General features: G+C 74.2%; 16 protein-coding genes. 3 read left to right on the plus strand and 13 right to left on the minus strand.

The features are described 5' to 3' along the window. Positions 1-7: 7 nt before the first annotated feature. The 3 genes from ACYVAQ_RS01925 to ACYVAQ_RS01935 are packed head-to-tail and all read right to left on the minus strand — an operon-like array spanning position 8 to position 2,952. Positions 8-1,489 carry a DUF7059 domain-containing protein gene (locus tag ACYVAQ_RS01925; RefSeq protein WP_460786753.1) on the minus strand — a complete coding sequence of 494 codons (1,482 nt, stop codon included), beginning with the start codon at positions 1,487-1,489 and terminating at the stop codon, positions 8-10. Positions 1,490-1,498: 9 nt separating this feature from the next. Beyond that, on the minus strand, positions 1,499-2,713 hold the full coding sequence (locus tag ACYVAQ_RS01930) for a low temperature requirement protein A (RefSeq protein ID WP_460787064.1): 1,215 nt from the start codon (positions 2,711-2,713) through the stop codon (positions 1,499-1,501). Further along, positions 2,620-2,952 (minus strand): STAS domain-containing protein, encoded by a 333-nt coding sequence (locus ACYVAQ_RS01935; RefSeq protein ID WP_460786754.1) that lies wholly within the window; start codon positions 2,950-2,952, stop codon positions 2,620-2,622. Before ACYVAQ_RS01935 ends, ACYVAQ_RS01930 begins: the two co-directional genes overlap by 94 nt. A 146-nt stretch (positions 2,953-3,098) precedes the next feature. Between ACYVAQ_RS01935 and ACYVAQ_RS01940 the strand changes: the two genes are divergently transcribed. Next, positions 3,099-5,432 carry a DEAD/DEAH box helicase gene (locus tag ACYVAQ_RS01940; protein ID WP_460786755.1) on the plus strand — a complete coding sequence of 778 codons (2,334 nt, stop codon included), beginning with the start codon at positions 3,099-3,101 and terminating at the stop codon, positions 5,430-5,432. A 4-nt stretch (positions 5,433-5,436) separates the two neighbouring features. On the opposite strand, the gene ACYVAQ_RS01945 is transcribed toward ACYVAQ_RS01940, so the two are convergent. From ACYVAQ_RS01945 to ssd, 7 genes are all read right to left on the minus strand, one after another. Next, positions 5,437-5,805 carry an Rv3654c family TadE-like protein gene (locus ACYVAQ_RS01945; protein ID WP_460786756.1) on the minus strand — a complete coding sequence of 123 codons (369 nt, stop codon included), beginning with the start codon at positions 5,803-5,805 and terminating at the stop codon, positions 5,437-5,439. Next, positions 5,802-6,161: a TadE family type IV pilus minor pilin gene (locus tag ACYVAQ_RS01950; protein WP_460786757.1), complete on the minus strand. Its 360-nt coding sequence runs from the start codon at positions 6,159-6,161 to the stop codon at positions 5,802-5,804. The genes ACYVAQ_RS01945 and ACYVAQ_RS01950 overlap by 4 nt, the downstream gene beginning before the upstream one ends. A 3-nt stretch (positions 6,162-6,164) precedes the next feature. Next, positions 6,165-6,341: a DUF4244 domain-containing protein gene (locus ACYVAQ_RS01955; RefSeq protein ID WP_460786758.1), complete on the minus strand. Its 177-nt coding sequence runs from the start codon at positions 6,339-6,341 to the stop codon at positions 6,165-6,167. A 171-nt stretch (positions 6,342-6,512) separates the two neighbouring features. Next, positions 6,513-7,226 carry a type II secretion system F family protein gene (locus tag ACYVAQ_RS01960; protein ID WP_460786759.1) on the minus strand — a complete coding sequence of 238 codons (714 nt, stop codon included), beginning with the start codon at positions 7,224-7,226 and terminating at the stop codon, positions 6,513-6,515. Further along, positions 7,223-7,993 (minus strand): type II secretion system F family protein, encoded by a 771-nt coding sequence (locus ACYVAQ_RS01965; protein ID WP_460786760.1) that lies wholly within the window; start codon positions 7,991-7,993, stop codon positions 7,223-7,225. Before ACYVAQ_RS01965 ends, ACYVAQ_RS01960 begins: the two co-directional genes overlap by 4 nt. Beyond that, positions 7,990-9,150 carry a TadA family conjugal transfer-associated ATPase gene (locus ACYVAQ_RS01970; RefSeq protein ID WP_460786761.1) on the minus strand — a complete coding sequence of 387 codons (1,161 nt, stop codon included), beginning with the start codon at positions 9,148-9,150 and terminating at the stop codon, positions 7,990-7,992. Before ACYVAQ_RS01970 ends, ACYVAQ_RS01965 begins: the two co-directional genes overlap by 4 nt. Next, on the minus strand, positions 9,150-10,199 hold the full coding sequence (gene ssd / locus ACYVAQ_RS01975) for a septum site-determining protein Ssd (RefSeq protein ID WP_460786762.1): 1,050 nt from the start codon (positions 10,197-10,199) through the stop codon (positions 9,150-9,152). The genes ACYVAQ_RS01970 and ssd overlap by 1 nt, the downstream gene beginning before the upstream one ends. 128 nt (positions 10,200-10,327) lie before the next feature. Between ssd and ACYVAQ_RS01980 the strand changes: the two genes are divergently transcribed. Then, entirely contained in the window at positions 10,328-11,125 is a 798-nt protein-coding gene (locus ACYVAQ_RS01980; protein WP_460786763.1) for an HAD family hydrolase, read from the plus strand. A 322-nt stretch (positions 11,126-11,447) separates the two neighbouring features. Here the strand turns inward: ACYVAQ_RS01980 and ACYVAQ_RS01985 are convergent, their stop codons facing one another. From ACYVAQ_RS01985 to ACYVAQ_RS01995, 3 genes are all read right to left on the minus strand, one after another. After that, positions 11,448-12,185 (minus strand): Fic family protein, encoded by a 738-nt coding sequence (locus tag ACYVAQ_RS01985; RefSeq protein WP_460786764.1) that lies wholly within the window; start codon positions 12,183-12,185, stop codon positions 11,448-11,450. A 20-nt stretch (positions 12,186-12,205) separates the two neighbouring features. Then, entirely contained in the window at positions 12,206-13,387 is a 1,182-nt protein-coding gene (locus ACYVAQ_RS01990; RefSeq protein ID WP_460786765.1) for a cytochrome P450, read from the minus strand. A gap of 73 nt (positions 13,388-13,460) precedes the next feature. Beyond that, a complete protein-coding gene (locus tag ACYVAQ_RS01995; protein WP_460786766.1) occupies positions 13,461-14,237 on the minus strand; it encodes an alpha/beta fold hydrolase in 777 nt (258 codons plus the stop codon). Positions 14,238-14,312: 75 nt separating this feature from the next. Here ACYVAQ_RS01995 and ACYVAQ_RS02000 point away from each other — a divergent pair, with 75 nt between their 5' ends. Further along, positions 14,313-15,314, plus strand: a complete 1,002-nt coding sequence (locus tag ACYVAQ_RS02000) for a class I SAM-dependent methyltransferase (RefSeq protein ID WP_460786767.1) — start codon at positions 14,313-14,315, stop codon at positions 15,312-15,314. Positions 15,315-15,339 lie beyond the last annotated feature (25 nt).

Consider the following 15,339-nt stretch of genomic DNA (forward strand, 5'->3'; position numbering starts at 1 on the left):
GGCCGGGTCAGGAGAGGAAGCCCTCGCGCACCAGGTCGGCGATCTCGGGCAGGTAGACCTCGCGCAGGCTGGCCGGGTCGCGGTCGAGCAGCTGAGCGACGGCGTCCAGGATCTGGCCGATGGCGAGCTCGCCGTCGCAGGCGCCCACGACGGCCGCGACCACGGTGTCGGCCTGGCGGGCCCGGCGGAATCCGCGCTGCTGGCGCAGGACGATCGTCGAAGGGTCCTCGGCGCCGGCCGGGCCCTGGGTCTCCTGGACGACGTCCTCGCGCAGCGTGAGGCGGGAGTCCGCGCCGACGGTGGCGGCAGCGGCGACCTGGTCGGCCCAGGCACCGATGGCCGGGGCGATGGGCTGCTCCACGTCGTAGGGCCACTCGAGCAGCTCGACGGCGGGCAGCGGGCTGCCGCTGCGGTGCAGGTTGATCCAGCCGAAGCCGATGCCGCCGACGCCCTGGTGCTCGAGCCAGGACAGCCAGGTGTCGTAGCGCTCGGCGTACTGCCTCCGGTCGCCGCCGGTGGCGGGGTGGTGGCCGGAGTCCTTGAGCCAGAGCTCGACGTACGACGCCGGGTCGAGCACCTCGCGCTGCACGACGAAGGCGTCGCAGTCCGCCGGTAGCCAGCTGCCGATCCGCTCCTCCCACGGGCGGCCCTCGTCGATCACCCAGTTCGCCAGGACCTGGCACCAGCCGCCCTCGGTGAGGTGGTCCGGCGCCGTCCGCACGATGTGCTCGACCACGCGGTCACCCGGGAGGCCGGAGTCGCGGTAGACGAGCCGCTCGCCGGTGGCCGGCGAGATCACGAACGGCGGGTTGGTCGCGATGAGGTCGAAGCGCTCGTCCTGCAGGCCCTCGAAGAAGCTGCTGGCGCGGACGTCGACCTTGTCGTCGACCTCGTTGAGGAAGGCGTTGAACCGCGCCATCGCGAGCGCGCGCTGGTTGACGTCGGTGGCGACCACGCGGTCGGCGTGCTCGGCCAGGTGCAGCGCCTGCACGCCGCAGCCGGTGCCGAGGTCGAGCGCGCTCGTGACGTCGTGGCGCAGGGTGAGCTGCGCCAGCGACGACGACGCCTGGCTGATGCCGAGCACGTAGTCGCCGCTGACGACGGTGGGGGTGCCGTCCAGGCCGGGCGTCAGGTCGCTGACCACCCAGAGGTCGGCGCTCTCGACGGCGTACGGACGACAGTCCATGCGTGCAGCGACCTCGCTGACGCTCTGCGCGAGGAAGCCGGCCGCGGCCATCTCGTCGACGAGCCCGGGGAGCGCGCGCTCGGCGTCGGCGCGGTCGACCTCGCGCTGCAGCAGGAACAGCTTGATGAGCGTGGCCAGGGGGCCGGAGTCGCGGGCGGTACGTCGCAGCGCGGGCGTCGTCTCGTTGCGTGACAGCGCGGCGTGCGCGGCCTCCCCGAGGAGCTCGCTGACCGCGTCGTAGGTGAAGTCGGCGGCCTCGAGGGCGGGGCGCAGGCGGGCGGCGAGCTCAGGTCCCAGGGTCACGGGTCGAGGTTAGAGGGCGTCGGTGCGACGGTGCACGGCACGTTCGGCGAGGAGCATGACCGCGATGATGGCGGCGATGACGGTGAGCTCCTCGGACGTGCCGGCGGCCGTGCCGACCGGGATCGCGGCGAGCACCAGGACCGCGGCGAGCGCGCGCGGCGTCGCCGATGCGTGGCGGAGAACAAGACGGAAGCCCACCAGGCCGAGGAGGTACGCCGAGGCGCCCGCCGCCACCAGCACGGCGGCCTCCGTCTCGGCCGGAGCAGCCAGGTCGGGCAGGCCGACCCGGGTGCCGCCCGCGATGGCGACCACGCCACCGAGCATCAGGACGTGGGTGAGGTCGTAGCCGACCAGGGCCCGGATGCCGCGGCGCTCCGGGGCGAAGTCCCGCAGCGCGGCCTCACCGGCGTCGTCCTCGCCGTCGAAGTAGCACCACCACAGCGCGAACGCGGCGAGCAGGCCGCCGACGGTGCCGAGGACCAGGTGGATCGTGACGACCTCACCGAGGGCCGCGCTGGCGACGCTCAGCAGCGACTCGCCGAGCACGATGATCACCATCAGCCCGTGCCGTTCGGCGAAGTGCGCGACGGCGACGGGGAAGCCCGCGACGAAGCCGAGCAGCGGCGGCACCCACTGGAGCAGCACGGCGGCGACCCAGAGCAGCCAGCGGAACGGCCCGTGGACGTACGCCGCTGCCAGGATCAGCCCGGCCGCGGCGAGGTTGGTGCTGCCGATCCGGACCATGGCGCCGAAGGTCCCCGAGTGACCGAGGGTGAGGAAGGCGATCGTGTGCACCACGGTCAGCCCGAGGTAGGAGACGCCGAACGCCACGGCGTCGCTCCCGAACGCGCCGGGGACGGCGAGCGACACGACGAAGAAGGCGAACATCCCGGCGGCGAGCGCCACCCGCTGGCGCCAGACGGAGCCGCCCAGGGCGTTGGTCAGCCACGAGAACCCGCCGTACATCCAGTAGACGGCGAGCAGCTCGAGGGCGGCGTGCAGCGGGCCGTGCCAGCGGCCCTCCTCGAGGACGTTGGACAGCTGGGTGACGACGAAGACGAAGACGAGGTCGAAGAACAGCTCGAGGGTCGAGACCCGAAGGGTCTCGTCCGCCTCGACGGGCTCCTCGCTCAGGCGAGCGCCGCCTCGGGCGACTCGTGGATCACGAAGACCTTCGCCAGACCCGTGATCTTGAAGATCTTGAGCAGGCGGTCGTTGTTGCAGATCAGCTCGAGGCTGCCCCCGTTGGCGCGCACCTTCTTCAGCCCGCCGACCAGGACACCGAGACCGGTGGAGTCGAGGAACTCGACCGCGGTCATGTCCACGACCAGCTCATAGGTGCCCGCCGCCACGAGATCGGTGATGGTGTCGCGCAGCTTGGGCGCGGTGTACACATCGATCTCGCCGCCCACGGCGACGATCGTGCGGCTCCCCACCACACGCGTCGACAGCGTCAAGTCCACGACTACTCCAGAGATTTCCCGACTTCTCAGCGCTGCTATCAAACCACGGCCGGGAAACTTGCGCACGACAACGAGGAGACTGTCACACGGCCGTCACACGGCGGCGGGACGTGCCGTACGTCGGCGGGGCGTGTCACGATCGTGCGGTGAGCGCAGTTCCGGTCCCCGAGCCCGCGGGAGGGATCGACGTCGCCGCCGTCCTGGAGCGGCTGACGGCGGCGCCCGGCCGGGCCGACCGGCTCACCCACCTGGAGCTGTTACCGGCGCGCGCCGCCGTGACCGCGGCGTGGCCGTCCTGGGCCGATACCGAGGTGGTGGCCGGCTACCGCCGGCGGGGCGTCGACCGGCCCTGGCGGCACCAGGTCGCGGCGGCCGACGCAGCGCGACGGGGCGAGCACGTCGTGCTCGCGACCGGCACCGCCTCGGGCAAGTCCCTGGCCTACCTGCTGCCGGCCCTGACCGCGATCCGGGAGGCGCGGGGGCCGCGGGGACAGCGCGGCGCCAGCGTGCTCTACCTCGCCCCGACCAAGGCACTGGCCCAGGACCAGCGGTCGGCGATCGAGGGGCTCGGGCTCGACGTCCGCGTCGCGACCCACGACGGCGACTCGACCCCGGAGCAGCGCGAGTGGACGCGCGACCACGCGGAGTACGTGCTGTCCAACCCCGACATGCTGCACCGCTCGCTGCTCCCGGGGCACGCGCGCTGGGCCCGCTTCCTCGGCTCGCTGCAGCTCGTGGTCATCGACGAGTGCCACCACTACCGCGGCGTCTTCGGGGCGCACGTCGCCCAGGTCGTGCGCCGGCTGCGCCGGGTGTGTGCGTCGTACGGCGCCGAGCCGGTCTTCGTGCTGGCCTCCGCGACCGTCGCCGAGCCCGAGGTGGCGGCCCGGCGGCTGACGGGCCTGCCCGTGGCGGCCGTGACCGAGGACTGCTCCCCGCGGGGCGAGACGGCGATCGCGCTGTGGGAGCCGCCACTCACCGAGCACACCGGCGAGCAGGGCGCTCCGGTCCGTCGCCCGGCGACCTCCGAGACGGCCGACCTGCTCACCGACCTGGTGATCGACGACATCCGCACCCTGGCGTTCGTGCGGTCGCGGCGCGGTGTGGAGACGGTCGCGCTGCGCGCCTCGGAGTGGCTCGCGGAGGTGGATCCGGCGCTGCGCGACCGCGTGGCGGCGTACCGCGGTGGCTATCTGCCCGAGGAGCGCCGTGCCCTCGAGGACGACCTGCGCGCCGGTCGCCTGATCGGGATGGCGGCGACCAACGCCCTCGAGCTCGGCATCGACGTGCACGGCCTCGACGCCGTCATCGTGGCGGGCTACCCCGGCACGCGCGGCGCCTTCTGGCAGCAGGTCGGCCGGGCCGGGCGCAGCGGGGGCGCGGCCCTGGGGATGCTGGTGGCCCGCGAGGACCCGCTCGACACCTACCTCGTGCACCACCCGGAGGCGCTGCTGGGCGCACCCGTGGAGGGCACCGTGTTCGACACCGACAACCCGTACGTCCTCGGACCGCACCTGTGCGCGGCCGCCCAGGAGCTGCCGCTGCGGGCCGACGAGCTCGCGCTCTTCGGACCGCGGACCCGCGAGGTGCTGGGCGGGCTCGTGGAGGTCGGCCTGCTGCGCCGGCGCGCGACGGGCTGGTACTGGACCGACAGCCGGCGCGCCGCCGACCTCGCCGACATCCGGTCGACGGGTGGCGCGGCCATCCAGCTCATCGAGGGCGGGAGCGGCCGGGTGGTCGGCACCGTGGACGGAGGCCGCGCACACTCGGTCGCACACGAGGGTGCGGTGTACCTGCACCGGGGCGAGACCTGGTTGGTCGAGTCGCTCGACCTCGAGGAGCACGTCGCGGTGATGGAACGCAGCTCGGTCGCCTACAGCACCACGGCCCGCGAGGTCACCGACATCACGATCGTGACGGAGACCGAGGCCGAGCCGTGGGGTGCGTGCCGGCTCGCCACGGGCACCGTCGACGTGTCGAGCCGGGTGACCTCCTTCCTGCGGCGGCGGGCCGTGACCGGGGAGGTCATCGACGAGACGCCGCTCGACCTGCCCGAGCGCACGTTGCGCACCACGGCTGTCTGGTGGACCGTGCCGCCGGAGGTCGTGGAGGCGACCGGGATCGATCCTGCGGACCTCCCCGGTGCGGCCCACGCGGCCGAGCACTGCTCGATCGGGCTGCTCCCCCTGTTCGCGACCTGCGACCGGTGGGACATCGGCGGGGTGTCGACCGCCCTGCATCCCGACACCGGGCAGCTGACCGTCTTCGTGCACGACGGTCACCCGGGTGGTGCCGGCTTCGCGGCGCGGGGCTACCGCACCGCCCGCGCCTGGCTCACCGCCACCCGCGAGACGATCGCCGCCTGCGAGTGCGAGGCGGGGTGCCCGTCGTGCATCCAGTCGCCGAAGTGCGGCAACGGCAACGACCCGCTGGACAAGCGGGGAGCGGTGCTGCTCCTCGACGCACTGCTCGACTCCTGAGGCGTCACGGCGCGGGGCCGGCCCGGGACTCGGCCACCAGGTCGGCGGTCTGACCGAGCCAGTGCGGCCCCGCGGCGGTCACGCGCACCCGGACATCGGTGCCCTGGACGGCGCACGCGGACAGGACCGTGGCGTTGGCGGCGGCGAGCCGTCCCGCCTCGGCGCAAGCGTCACCACCGGACTGCAGCACCCCGGCCGCGGCCAGGGCGGCGAGGTCGGCGGCGGCCTGGGCCCGACGGTGGGCGGCGACCATCGCGGCGGCGACCCCCAGCGCCGCGCCGATCAGGACCAGCACACCCAGCACCGCCACAACCATGACGGTCGCGCCGCCCCGCTCGGCCCGTCCTCCCCTGCCGCCCCGGCCGGCCCTCACGGCGCGTCGCCCTCAGCGAGGGCGACCGCCCGGGCGTGCACGTCGGCACCCGGGAGGAAGCCGAACAGCCCACCGGGGCCGGCGACCGTGCCACCCGCCGTCGCGATCACCTGCCCACCGGCGGTCGTCACGGCGACGGTCACCCCGTCGGGAGCCACGCGCTGACCGGCAGCGAGTGCAGCCGCGGGGTCGTCACCCCGCGCCGCCGCACGGGCCGCCTCCCGCGCGGCATCGACCGTCCGCACCTGCGCCGCGCCGACCGAGAGCAACCAGACCAGGCCCAGGGTCACCGCGAACAGCAGCGGGAGCCCCATCGCCAGCTCGGCCGTCGCCGCGCCCCGCTCGGTGCGTCGCACGACTCAGCCGATGCCGAGCAGCGACAGCACGTGGGCGAAGAGCGTCTTCAGCAGCTGGTCGCCGAAGCCGCCGGTCAGCAGCTTGAACAGCAGACCGGCGAGGCCTGCCCCCGCGGCCGTGCCCACGGCGTACTCCGCGGTCGTGATGCCCCGCTGGTCCTGCTTCTTCCTCTGGCTCATCTGGTCTCCTCAGGCGTTGCTGCGACCGCCCGGTGCGGTCGTGGGAGGACCACCCTGCGCCGCGCATCCGACGCCCGGGTCGACGCGCCCGGTCCGGCTGTGGACGGAGCCGGCCATCCACAGTCCCGCGCCCGGAAACCGGCATGGAATGGGGCTTCTGGGGTCCACCACCTACCAGCGGATCGCTGCGGCCAGGCCGGCGACGAGCGGGACGATGCCGAGCAGCAGGAACGACGGGAGCAAGCAGACGCCGAGGGGCACCGCGGCGCGGACCCCTACCGCGCGCGCCCGGTCCTCCACCCGCGACCGCGCGCTGCGGGCCAGCTCCTCACCCAGCCGCTCGATCTCGGCGACGACCGGCGCACCGGTCCGGTGCACCCGCGCAAGGGTGCGGCCGAGCGGGGCGAGCACGTCGTCGGCGGCGAGGGAGCCCCATACCTCGCCCGGGTCGCCGCCCAGCTCCAGCCGCGCGGCCAGGGCGGTCAGCCGGTCGGCCGCTGCCCCGGGCAGGGCCCTGGCCACCAGTCCGATGGCGGTCGCGGGCGCCATGCCGGCCCGCAGCGCCGAGGCCAGCAGGGCGACGACGTGCGGCAGGTCGCGGCGTACCTCCTCGCGGCGGCGACGTACGCCGGCGGGCTCGATCCGACCCGCCACCACCCACACCACGGCGGCGATCGCGACACCGGCGGGGACGGTCAGGGACCCCCCGACGAGCATCCCACCGCCGGCGCCGGCCAGCGCCGCCCACAGCCATCTCCCGCGACGCAGCAGGCCGTCGGCCGGCGCGGGACCGGTGGGTCCTGCGTCGGCCGAGGGCACCGCCGGTGTCGGGGCGAGGAGGAGCGCGATGCCAGCGGCCGCGCAGACGACGGCGAGCGCGCTCATCGCTCCTGCTCCACGTCGGCGGCGAGTGCCTCGATCCAGGTCAGCCCGGCGATGCCGAAGCCGACGCCTCCGGCGAGGCACGCCCAGCCGAGCGGCTGGTGCAGCAGGAACCCCCACGGATCCGACCCGGCGCCGGTGCCGAGGACGAGCGCGGCGACCGGGAGGGCGGCCACCAACCGGGCGGTGGCCCGGGCCGAGGCGAGCTCGCCGGCGACGACGCGACGGGTCTGCTCGGCGGCCCGGAGCTCGTCGGCGACCCGACCGAGTGCGTCGGCGAGGCCGTGACCGGTCCGGTGCGCGACCTGCCACGCGGCCGCGGCGACGCGCAGGTCGCCGGCGCCGGGGAGGGCCGCGAGCTGCCGCAGGGCCTGGGGTACGTCGCCGCCGGACGCCGCCGTCCGGGCCGCGGGCGCCATCTCCCGCCAGTCGTGCGCGGCGAGCGCGAGCGCGTCGGCAGGAGCCTGGCCGGCACCCAGCTCGACCCGCAGCGCGTCACACAGCTCGACGACCCGGGTGCGGTTCGTGGCGGCGCGGGCTGCCAGTGCCCGACGTCGCCACAGCCGCAGGGCCGCCAGGAGTGCCACCGCGCCGATCGCGGCGACGACCACCACCGAGCGGTCGACCCACGCCACCACCGCGACCAGCACCCCGACGGCGACCCAGGGCGGGACCGACCGACGACGAGTCCTTCGGTCCGCCACGGCGGCAGGCGGCGGCACGGCGAGCCACGCGACGCCGGCCGATGCCAGCAGCACCCAGCCGCTCATCGCCGCCGCCCCTCGATCAGGTCCACCAGATGGTCCGCGGCCGGTCCTGCCTGGAACCGTCCGTCACGTCCCACCGTGCCGGCGGTGACGGTGCGGACCAGGCCGGAGCCGGTGCGTTCGAGCAGCGCGATCTCGCCGAGCCGGCGGCCGTCCCGGTCGCGGACCATGTGCAGCACCACGTCCAGGGCGGACGCCAGCTGGCTGTGGGCGGCCTCCCGGCCCAGACCCGCGGTGAGCGCGAGCGCCTCGACGCGCGCCGGTACGTCGGCCGCCGAGTTGGCGTGCAGCGTGCCGCACCCGCCCTCGTGGCCCGTGTTCATGGCGGCGAGCAGGTCCACGACCGCCGCGTCGCGGACCTCGCCGACGACCAGCCGGTCGGGCCGCATCCGCAGCGCCTGCCGGACCAGGTCACGCAGCACGACGGCACCGCCGCCCTCGATGTTCGGCGGTCGGGCCTCGAGCCCGACCACCTGCGGGTGGGCGGGCCGCAGCTCGGCGGCGTCCTCGGCGACCACGATCCGCTCACCGTCCGGCACCGCACCGAGCAGCGCGGACAGCAGCGTGGTCTTGCCGCTGCCCGTCCCGCCGGAGACCAGGAACGCCAGTCGGGTCGCCACGACGAGCCGCACCAGCTCCGCGGTCTCGTCGGTCAGGGTCCTGGCCGCGCGCAGCTCCTCGAGGGTGAACCCGCCGGCCCGCGGCACCCGCAGCGAGATCGCGGTGCCGGGATGGGCCAGCGGCGCCAGGACCGCGTGGCAGCGCGTGCCGTCGGGCAGCCGGACGTCGGCGTACGGCGCCGCGTCGTCCAACCTCCTCCCTCCGCTCGCGACCAGTCGTTGCGCCAGCCGCCGGCACTCCTCCTCGGAGCCGATCCGGACGTCGGTGACCTCCGGGCCGGCGCCGCGGTCGATGCGGACCGGTCCGGGCCCGTTGACGAGGACGTCGGTCACGCCGGGCGTGCGGAGCAGCGGCTCGAGCGGCCCGGCGCCCACGACATCGCGCCGGAGCGCCTCGTAGACCGCCAGCACGGTCGCGTCACCGACCGGTCGGCCGGTCGCGCGCAACGCCTCGGCCACCCGGTGCGGGGAGAGCTCGCCCGGCGAACGGGCGAGGTGCGAGCGCGCGGCCTCCAGCAACGGAGCGAGCACGGCGTCCATCACGCCCGCCCCTCGACCGCGGCGAGGATGTCCGCGCAGGCCCGCGCCAGCGGACCGCGCGCCGAGCGGAGCGGCCCGAGGCCCAGGTCGATGCTCTCGGACACCCCGCGCTGCTCGCGCATCTGCGTCACGACGGGCATCCGCACCGCCTTCGCGACCTCGGCGGCGCTCAGCGACTCGCCCCGCAGCACGAGGCCCACGTGGGGATGCTCCCCGAACCGTGCCCGCATCCGCGCCGCGCCCGCCACGCCGGTCACGCCCGCGACGGTCATCACCAGGAGCTGGTCGCAGCGTGACGCGAGCTCGTCGACGAGCCGGTCGGGGGTGCGGGGCAGGTCGAGCACGACCGTGCGGTGGCCGCGTCGGGCCGCCGACAGCGCCTCGCGCACGGCGAAGGCCTGGAGCGTCTGCGGCTCGGCGTCGACGTACCACGAGAGCACACCGAGCCGCCCACGTCGCGGCAGCGCCTCGCGCAGGGCGCGCGCCGAGAGCCGGCCCGTCGTCGAGCAGAGCGCGTCCCACCGGAAGCCCTCGGTGGTCTCCACACCGAGGACCCGGTCCAGCCCCGGGCCCTGCGGGTCGCAGTCGATCACCGCGGTCTCGCCGCTGCGCTGGGCCCACTGCCCCAGCGCGCAGGCGAAGGTGGTCGCTCCGGCCCCGCCGGTGCCGCCGATCACGCCGATGACGTGGCCGCGCTCGGGCCGGTCCTCGGTGATGTCGGCGAGCAGCTCGACGACCCAGCCGGCCGAGACGGTCACGTCGACGACCTGCCGCGCGCCGAGGGCGAGCGCCAGCGGGTAAGCGCGGTCGGGCGCCGGGCCACGGCTCACCAGGTAGGTGTGGTCGCGCGACTCGGGGGCGACCTCGGCCAGGGACTCGGCGAGGTCGGCCCCGACGAGCACGACGGGGGCGCGCGCCCAGCGGCGTACGGCCTCGAACGGGTCGCGCGCGACGTCGGGAGCGACGTCGGCGGCGGCGGTGAGCTGCATGAGCTCGTTGAGCAGGGCGTCATCGGTGGTCACCAGGAGGGGTGCGGGTGTTGTGGTCATGACCATCTCCTCGCCGACCACCGACATCGCCACGCCACCGCCCCTCAGGCCTGTGGACAGCGACGGCCATCCACAGCACACGCGCCCACAAGTGCACCGCTTCGTGACGGGAGTGTCAGGATGTGCGCATGGCGGGCCGACCAGCGGCGTTCTTCGACCTCGACAAGACGATCATCGCCAAGTCGAGCGTGTTGGCGTTCAGCAAGCCGTTCCAGGCCGGGGGCCTGATCTCCCGTCGCTCGGTGCTGCGCTCGGCGTACGCCCAGTTCCTCTTCATGGTGGGCGGCGCGGACCACGACCAGGTCGAGAAGATGCGCCAGTTCATGTCGCACCTCGTCGCCGGCTGGGACGTCGCCACCGTGCGCGAGATCGTCGCCGACACGCTGCACAACGTCGTCGACCCGATCGTGTACGACGAGGCGGTACGGCTCATCGAGGAGCACCACGCCGCCGGCCGCGACGTCGTCATCGTGTCCACCTCCGGCAGCGAGGTGGTCGAGCCGATCGGCGCGATGCTCGGCGCCGACCGCGTCGTCGCCACCCGGCTCGCGGAGGAGGACGGCCGCTACACCGGCGAGATCGACTACTACGCCTACGCCGAGGAGAAGGCCAACGCGATCCGCGAGCTCGCGGCCGTCCGCGGCTACGACCTCGAGCGCAGCTACGGCTACAGCGACTCGATCACCGACGTCCCTCTGCTCGAGGCCGTCGGCTTCCCGCACGCGGTGAACCCGGACAAAGAGCTGCGCAAGGTCGCGGCCGAGCGCGGCTGGCCGGTGCTGGTCTTCGTCAAGCCGGTCGCTCTGCAGTCCCGGCTCCCGCTCCCCCCGCCGAAGCCGACCCTCGCCGCGCTCGCGGTGGGCGGCGTCGTCGCGGTCGGGGCGGCGGTCTGGATCGGCGTACGCCGTTCCCGCGACACGGCCTGACCGGGCTCCTCTGGCCGCCCCTCAGGCCCGGTCCGTCGTCGGCGCAGACCCGACCACCGTCCCCCGGATCGGCCGCAAATACAAGCCTTGAACCTCACCGATCCCCGGCGTAGAAAGGGCACCAAGAACTAGATAGAGCAACACGTGACCCCGGTACCCACGCGGCGATCTACCCTTCCGAATTGGGCGCTGACCACCCGGGAGACTCCCGAGGCAGTAGTTGATGATGCACGCCTGGTAGCCAACGGATCACGTGTCAGCAGTGGCACCGAGGTCGTTCAGGCCCCGGTGCCACTTGCATGTCCGGGGCAGCGCGTCGTGGCTACTCGGCAGCCCGCCGCAGCGGGCTGGCCTCCGCGGCGGCGGCGTACGCCTCGGCGGAGTAGAGCAGCCAGGAGTGGCGGCCGGCGGGGGTGCCGCTGGCCCAGCCGCGCAGGTTCGACTCGTACTGGGCGCGCAGGGCGAGGTGGGCGGCCTCGGGGACGGTGAGCGACTTCTCGTCGACGCCGCGGGCCACGAGGACCAGCCGCTCGACCGCCCGGGCGACGATGCCGTTGTGGCTCGGGAAGGGCGCGGCCGTGGCCAGGTCGGCATGCACGATCGCGGCGATGCCGAGCGCCGGAGCGTCGGACGGGGTGGAGATCAGCTCGGCGACGGCGCGCAGCACCTCGGCCGACGACGCGTCGCGCGGTCGCCCGAGGCGCTCGGCCGGGAGCGACGTGGCGGCGGCGAGGGCGTGGATGCGCGCCAGCGCCTGCAGCGGCTGGGTGCGCAGCGCCGGCGCGAGGCCGAGCAGCTCGGTCGAGAGGCGTACGGCGTCCTGGGCGATCTCGTCGCCCGCGCCGGCCCGCACCTGGGCGAGCGTGGACGCGGATCCCTCGAGCGCCGCGCTCGCGTGCGCGCCGCGCAGCAGCGACTCGGCGGTCGTCTCGGGGCTGGTACGACGCAGCCCGCGATCACGCAGCACGACGTCGATGCCGTCCCGGGCTCCGGCGTACGCCGACGGCACACCCTCGAGCGACTGCAACCAGCCGGCGGTGGCGGCGGGCAGGTCGGACACGCCGCCCAGCCTAGGAGACCTCAGCCGACCGGCGTGAACCGGATCGGGAAGCGGATCGCCCCCGTGTTGCCGCTCACCGGCAGCCACTCGCCCGGGCCGTCGGGCTCGGCGTCGGGCATCCGCTCGGCGAGCAGCGGGAGCGCGACGGCCATGTCGATGCGCGCGACGAAGTGGCCGAGGCAGTGGTGGACGCCGCCACCGAAGCCCATGTGGGTCGGCCGCGGCGAGGTGATGTCGAAGTCGGTGACCGGCATCGCGCGCGGGTCGGTGCCGACGCTGTGCGAGAGCAGCTGGACGATGCCGCCCTTGGGGATCAGCAGCCCGTTGACCTCGACGTCCTCGAGCGCCTCGCGGGTGATCCAGGTGACCGTCGGGTTGACCCGCATGACCTCCTCGACCGCGTTCGGGCCGAGGTCGGGGTTGGCGCCGAGCAGCTTCCATTGGTCCGGGCGCGCGAGCAGCGTCTGCAGCGCGAGACCGAGCTGGTTGCGGGTGGTCTCCATGCCCGCGAACACCAGGAAGACCAGGGCGACCCCGAGCTCCTCGGCGGACAGCCTCTCCTCCTGCTGGGCCCGCACGAGGTCGCTGACCAGGTCGTCGGTGGGGTGCGCGGTGCGGTCGGCGACCACCTCGCCGACGTACCCGTACAGGCCGTCGAGGGCCGCCTCGATGCGCGGCAGGTCCGCTTTGAGGTTGACCCCGAAGCTCTTGCCGAGGTCGTCGGCCCAGTGCGCGACCTGCGGCCACTCCTCGTCGGGCAGGCCGAGCAGCCCGCAGATGATCCGCGAGGCGTACGGCTCGGCGAACTCGGAGATGAACTCGACCTCGCCGCGAGAGGCGAACCCGTCGATCAGCTCGGTCGCGATCTGCTGGAAGCGCGGGCGCATCGCCGCGATCGGCCGCTGCTTGAACGCCGGGAACAGCAGCCGCCGGATGCGCGTGTGCTCCTCACCCTCGAGCGCGAGCAGGGTCTTGGCCCACCAGTCGTGGAACGGGCCGCCGTGGATGCCGTTCTGCGCCGGCCACTGCGCGGTGCCCTGCTGGAAGCGGCGGTCCTTGAGGATCGCGTTGGCCTCCTCGTAGCGCAGGACGGCCAGCCCGTAGTTCGTCTCGGCGTACCAGCTCTGCTCGCGCGCCTCGTGGACCGCCTCGGACGTGACGTCGAAGGACAGGTCGCTGAGGTCGAACCGCGGGATCTGCATGGAGGCATCGTCGCGACCCGGTCTCCCGGGCGGCAAGGCGGGGTCGCGCAGCAACCGTCTCGGATCCGAGACGTCAGGGTCCCTGAGGTACGACGCGCGCCGCGAAGCCCGCCAACGCCGCGGCGAACCGGTCGGGGTGGGCCAGGTGGGCCAGGTGACCGCCGCCGGGCGGCAGCACCACGACCTCGAGGTCGGCCACGTGGGAGGCCAGGTGGTCGCGCACCGGGGCAGGCGGGTCCTCCGCGGCGACGTACAGGAAGGGCGCGGTGACCGCGTCGAGCAGACCGTCCACCAGCGTCTGCATCTGCGGCGGCGACGTGGTCAGCGGCGTGTGCCAGTGGTCCAGGACGAGCGCCTGCTCGACCCGCCGGGTGCCGGCGACCCGGCTGCGCTCCGGCTCGGGCAGCCGGTCGACCCCGATGCTGTCCTCGAACGGCGCGAACGCGGCGCCGAAGTCCGGGCCGCGGAGCGCGTCGGCCAGCTGCTGCACGAACCCGGCGAACGGACCGACCACGAACGGCTGATCGACGTCCACCACCCCGCTGACCGGGTGGTTCGCGGCATAGCCCAGGGCCACCATCGCGCCGGCGGAGTGCCCCACCACGACGGGTCGCGCGACCCCGATCTCCTCGAGGGTGGCGTGCAGCCGCTCGACCACCTGCAGCGGATCGGCCCCGGAGCCGGTCGAGTCCCCGTGGCCGGGCAGGTCGACGGCGACGCAGCGGAACCGGTCGCGGAGCCGCTCCACTGCCGGGTCCCAGGTACGCCGGCTGAAGGTCAGCCCGTGCACGAGCACGAGCGGCGGGCCGGATCCCGTGTCGTCGTACGCGAGCAGGTCGTCGTCCGCCATGAGGGCACTGTAGTGGCGCGTCCACCCCCGCGGCGCTGCCGATTTTTCGAGCCCCGCGGGCGTAGCCTTGCGCTGATGTCGGAGCAGAACTCACCAGATCTCGCCCTGTCGTTCGGGAGCGTGGTCGACGCGTACGACCGGGCCCGGCCCGGCTACCCGCTGGACGCCGCCCGCTGGCTGACCGGCGGCGAGCCGGCGACCGTGCTCGAGCTGGGTGCCGGCACCGGCAAGCTGACCGAGCAGCTGCTCGCCCTGGGGCACGACCTGCACGCGACCGAGCCCGACCCGCAGATGTTCGACCGCCTCACCCAGCGCTTCCCGGAGCTGCGGGTGACGCAGAGCGGCGCCGAGGAGATCCCGGTCCCCGACTCCAGCATCGACGTCGTGGTGGTGGGTCAGGCCTACCACTGGTTCGACAAGGAGCTCGCGCTGCCGGAGATCGCGCGGGTGCTCAAGCGCGGCGGTCATCTCGCCCTGGCCTGGAACATCAAGGACGAGACCATTCCGTGGGTCAGGCGGCTCGGCCGGCTGCTCGGCGTCTCCGAGGCGGAGCGCAGCGCCGGCCCGGACGAGGCCCTGGAGGAATCGCCGTACTTCGGCATCCCCGACGAGGCGATCTTCAAGCACTGGCAGACCGTCGACCGCGACTCGATCCAGGACCTGGCCCTCTCCCGATCCACCATCTCGACGCTTCCGCAGGGCGAGCGCGAGGCCAAGATCCGCGAGGTCCTGGCGTTCTACGACGACTTCGGGCGTGGGTACGACGGCATTCAGCTGCCCTACCTCACCAAGTGCTACCGCTCGGTGGTCGCGGTCAAGCCGCACCGGGCGCCCCGCCCTCCGGTGGAGGTCGCCACCGAGGACGCCGGGGAGAGCCTGGCCGAGGTGACCCGCGAGAACCCGGCGGTCGTCGACACCATGGGGGCCGGGACGTACGTCGGCGAGGAGACGGTCCCGCTCTCGGCGAACTACGTCCGCGACTACGACACCGGCAGCCTGCCCGCCCAGGACATCCCGGGCATCTCCGAGCCGCCCGCCGACGACGACTCCGGCGTGCTGCTCATCAACTTCCGCTGACGCGCGGCCCGGGAGCGGACCGATC

This window comes from Nocardioides maradonensis, from assembly GCF_054777115.1.

Coding starts and splice junctions, on each gene's coding strand:
- ACYVAQ_RS01955 (WP_460786758.1), bottom strand. CDS start 6,341: ATGAGCCAGAGGAAGAAGCAGGACCAGCGGGGCATCACGACCGCGGAG.
- ACYVAQ_RS01960 (WP_460786759.1), bottom strand. CDS start 7,226: ATGAGCGCGCTCGCCGTCGTCTGCGCGGCCGCTGGCATCGCGCTCCTC.
- ACYVAQ_RS01965 (WP_460786760.1), bottom strand. CDS start 7,993: ATGAGCGGCTGGGTGCTGCTGGCATCGGCCGGCGTCGCGTGGCTCGCC.
- ACYVAQ_RS01970 (WP_460786761.1), bottom strand. CDS start 9,150: ATGGACGCCGTGCTCGCTCCGTTGCTGGAGGCCGCGCGCTCGCACCTC.
- ssd (WP_460786762.1), bottom strand. CDS start 10,199: ATGACCACAACACCCGCACCCCTCCTGGTGACCACCGATGACGCCCTG.
- ACYVAQ_RS01980 (WP_460786763.1), top strand. CDS start 10,328: ATGGCGGGCCGACCAGCGGCGTTCTTCGACCTCGACAAGACGATCATC.
- ACYVAQ_RS01990 (WP_460786765.1), bottom strand. CDS start 13,387: ATGCAGATCCCGCGGTTCGACCTCAGCGACCTGTCCTTCGACGTCACG.
- ACYVAQ_RS01995 (WP_460786766.1), bottom strand. CDS start 14,237: ATGGCGGACGACGACCTGCTCGCGTACGACGACACGGGATCCGGCCCG.
- ACYVAQ_RS02000 (WP_460786767.1), top strand. CDS start 14,313: ATGTCGGAGCAGAACTCACCAGATCTCGCCCTGTCGTTCGGGAGCGTG.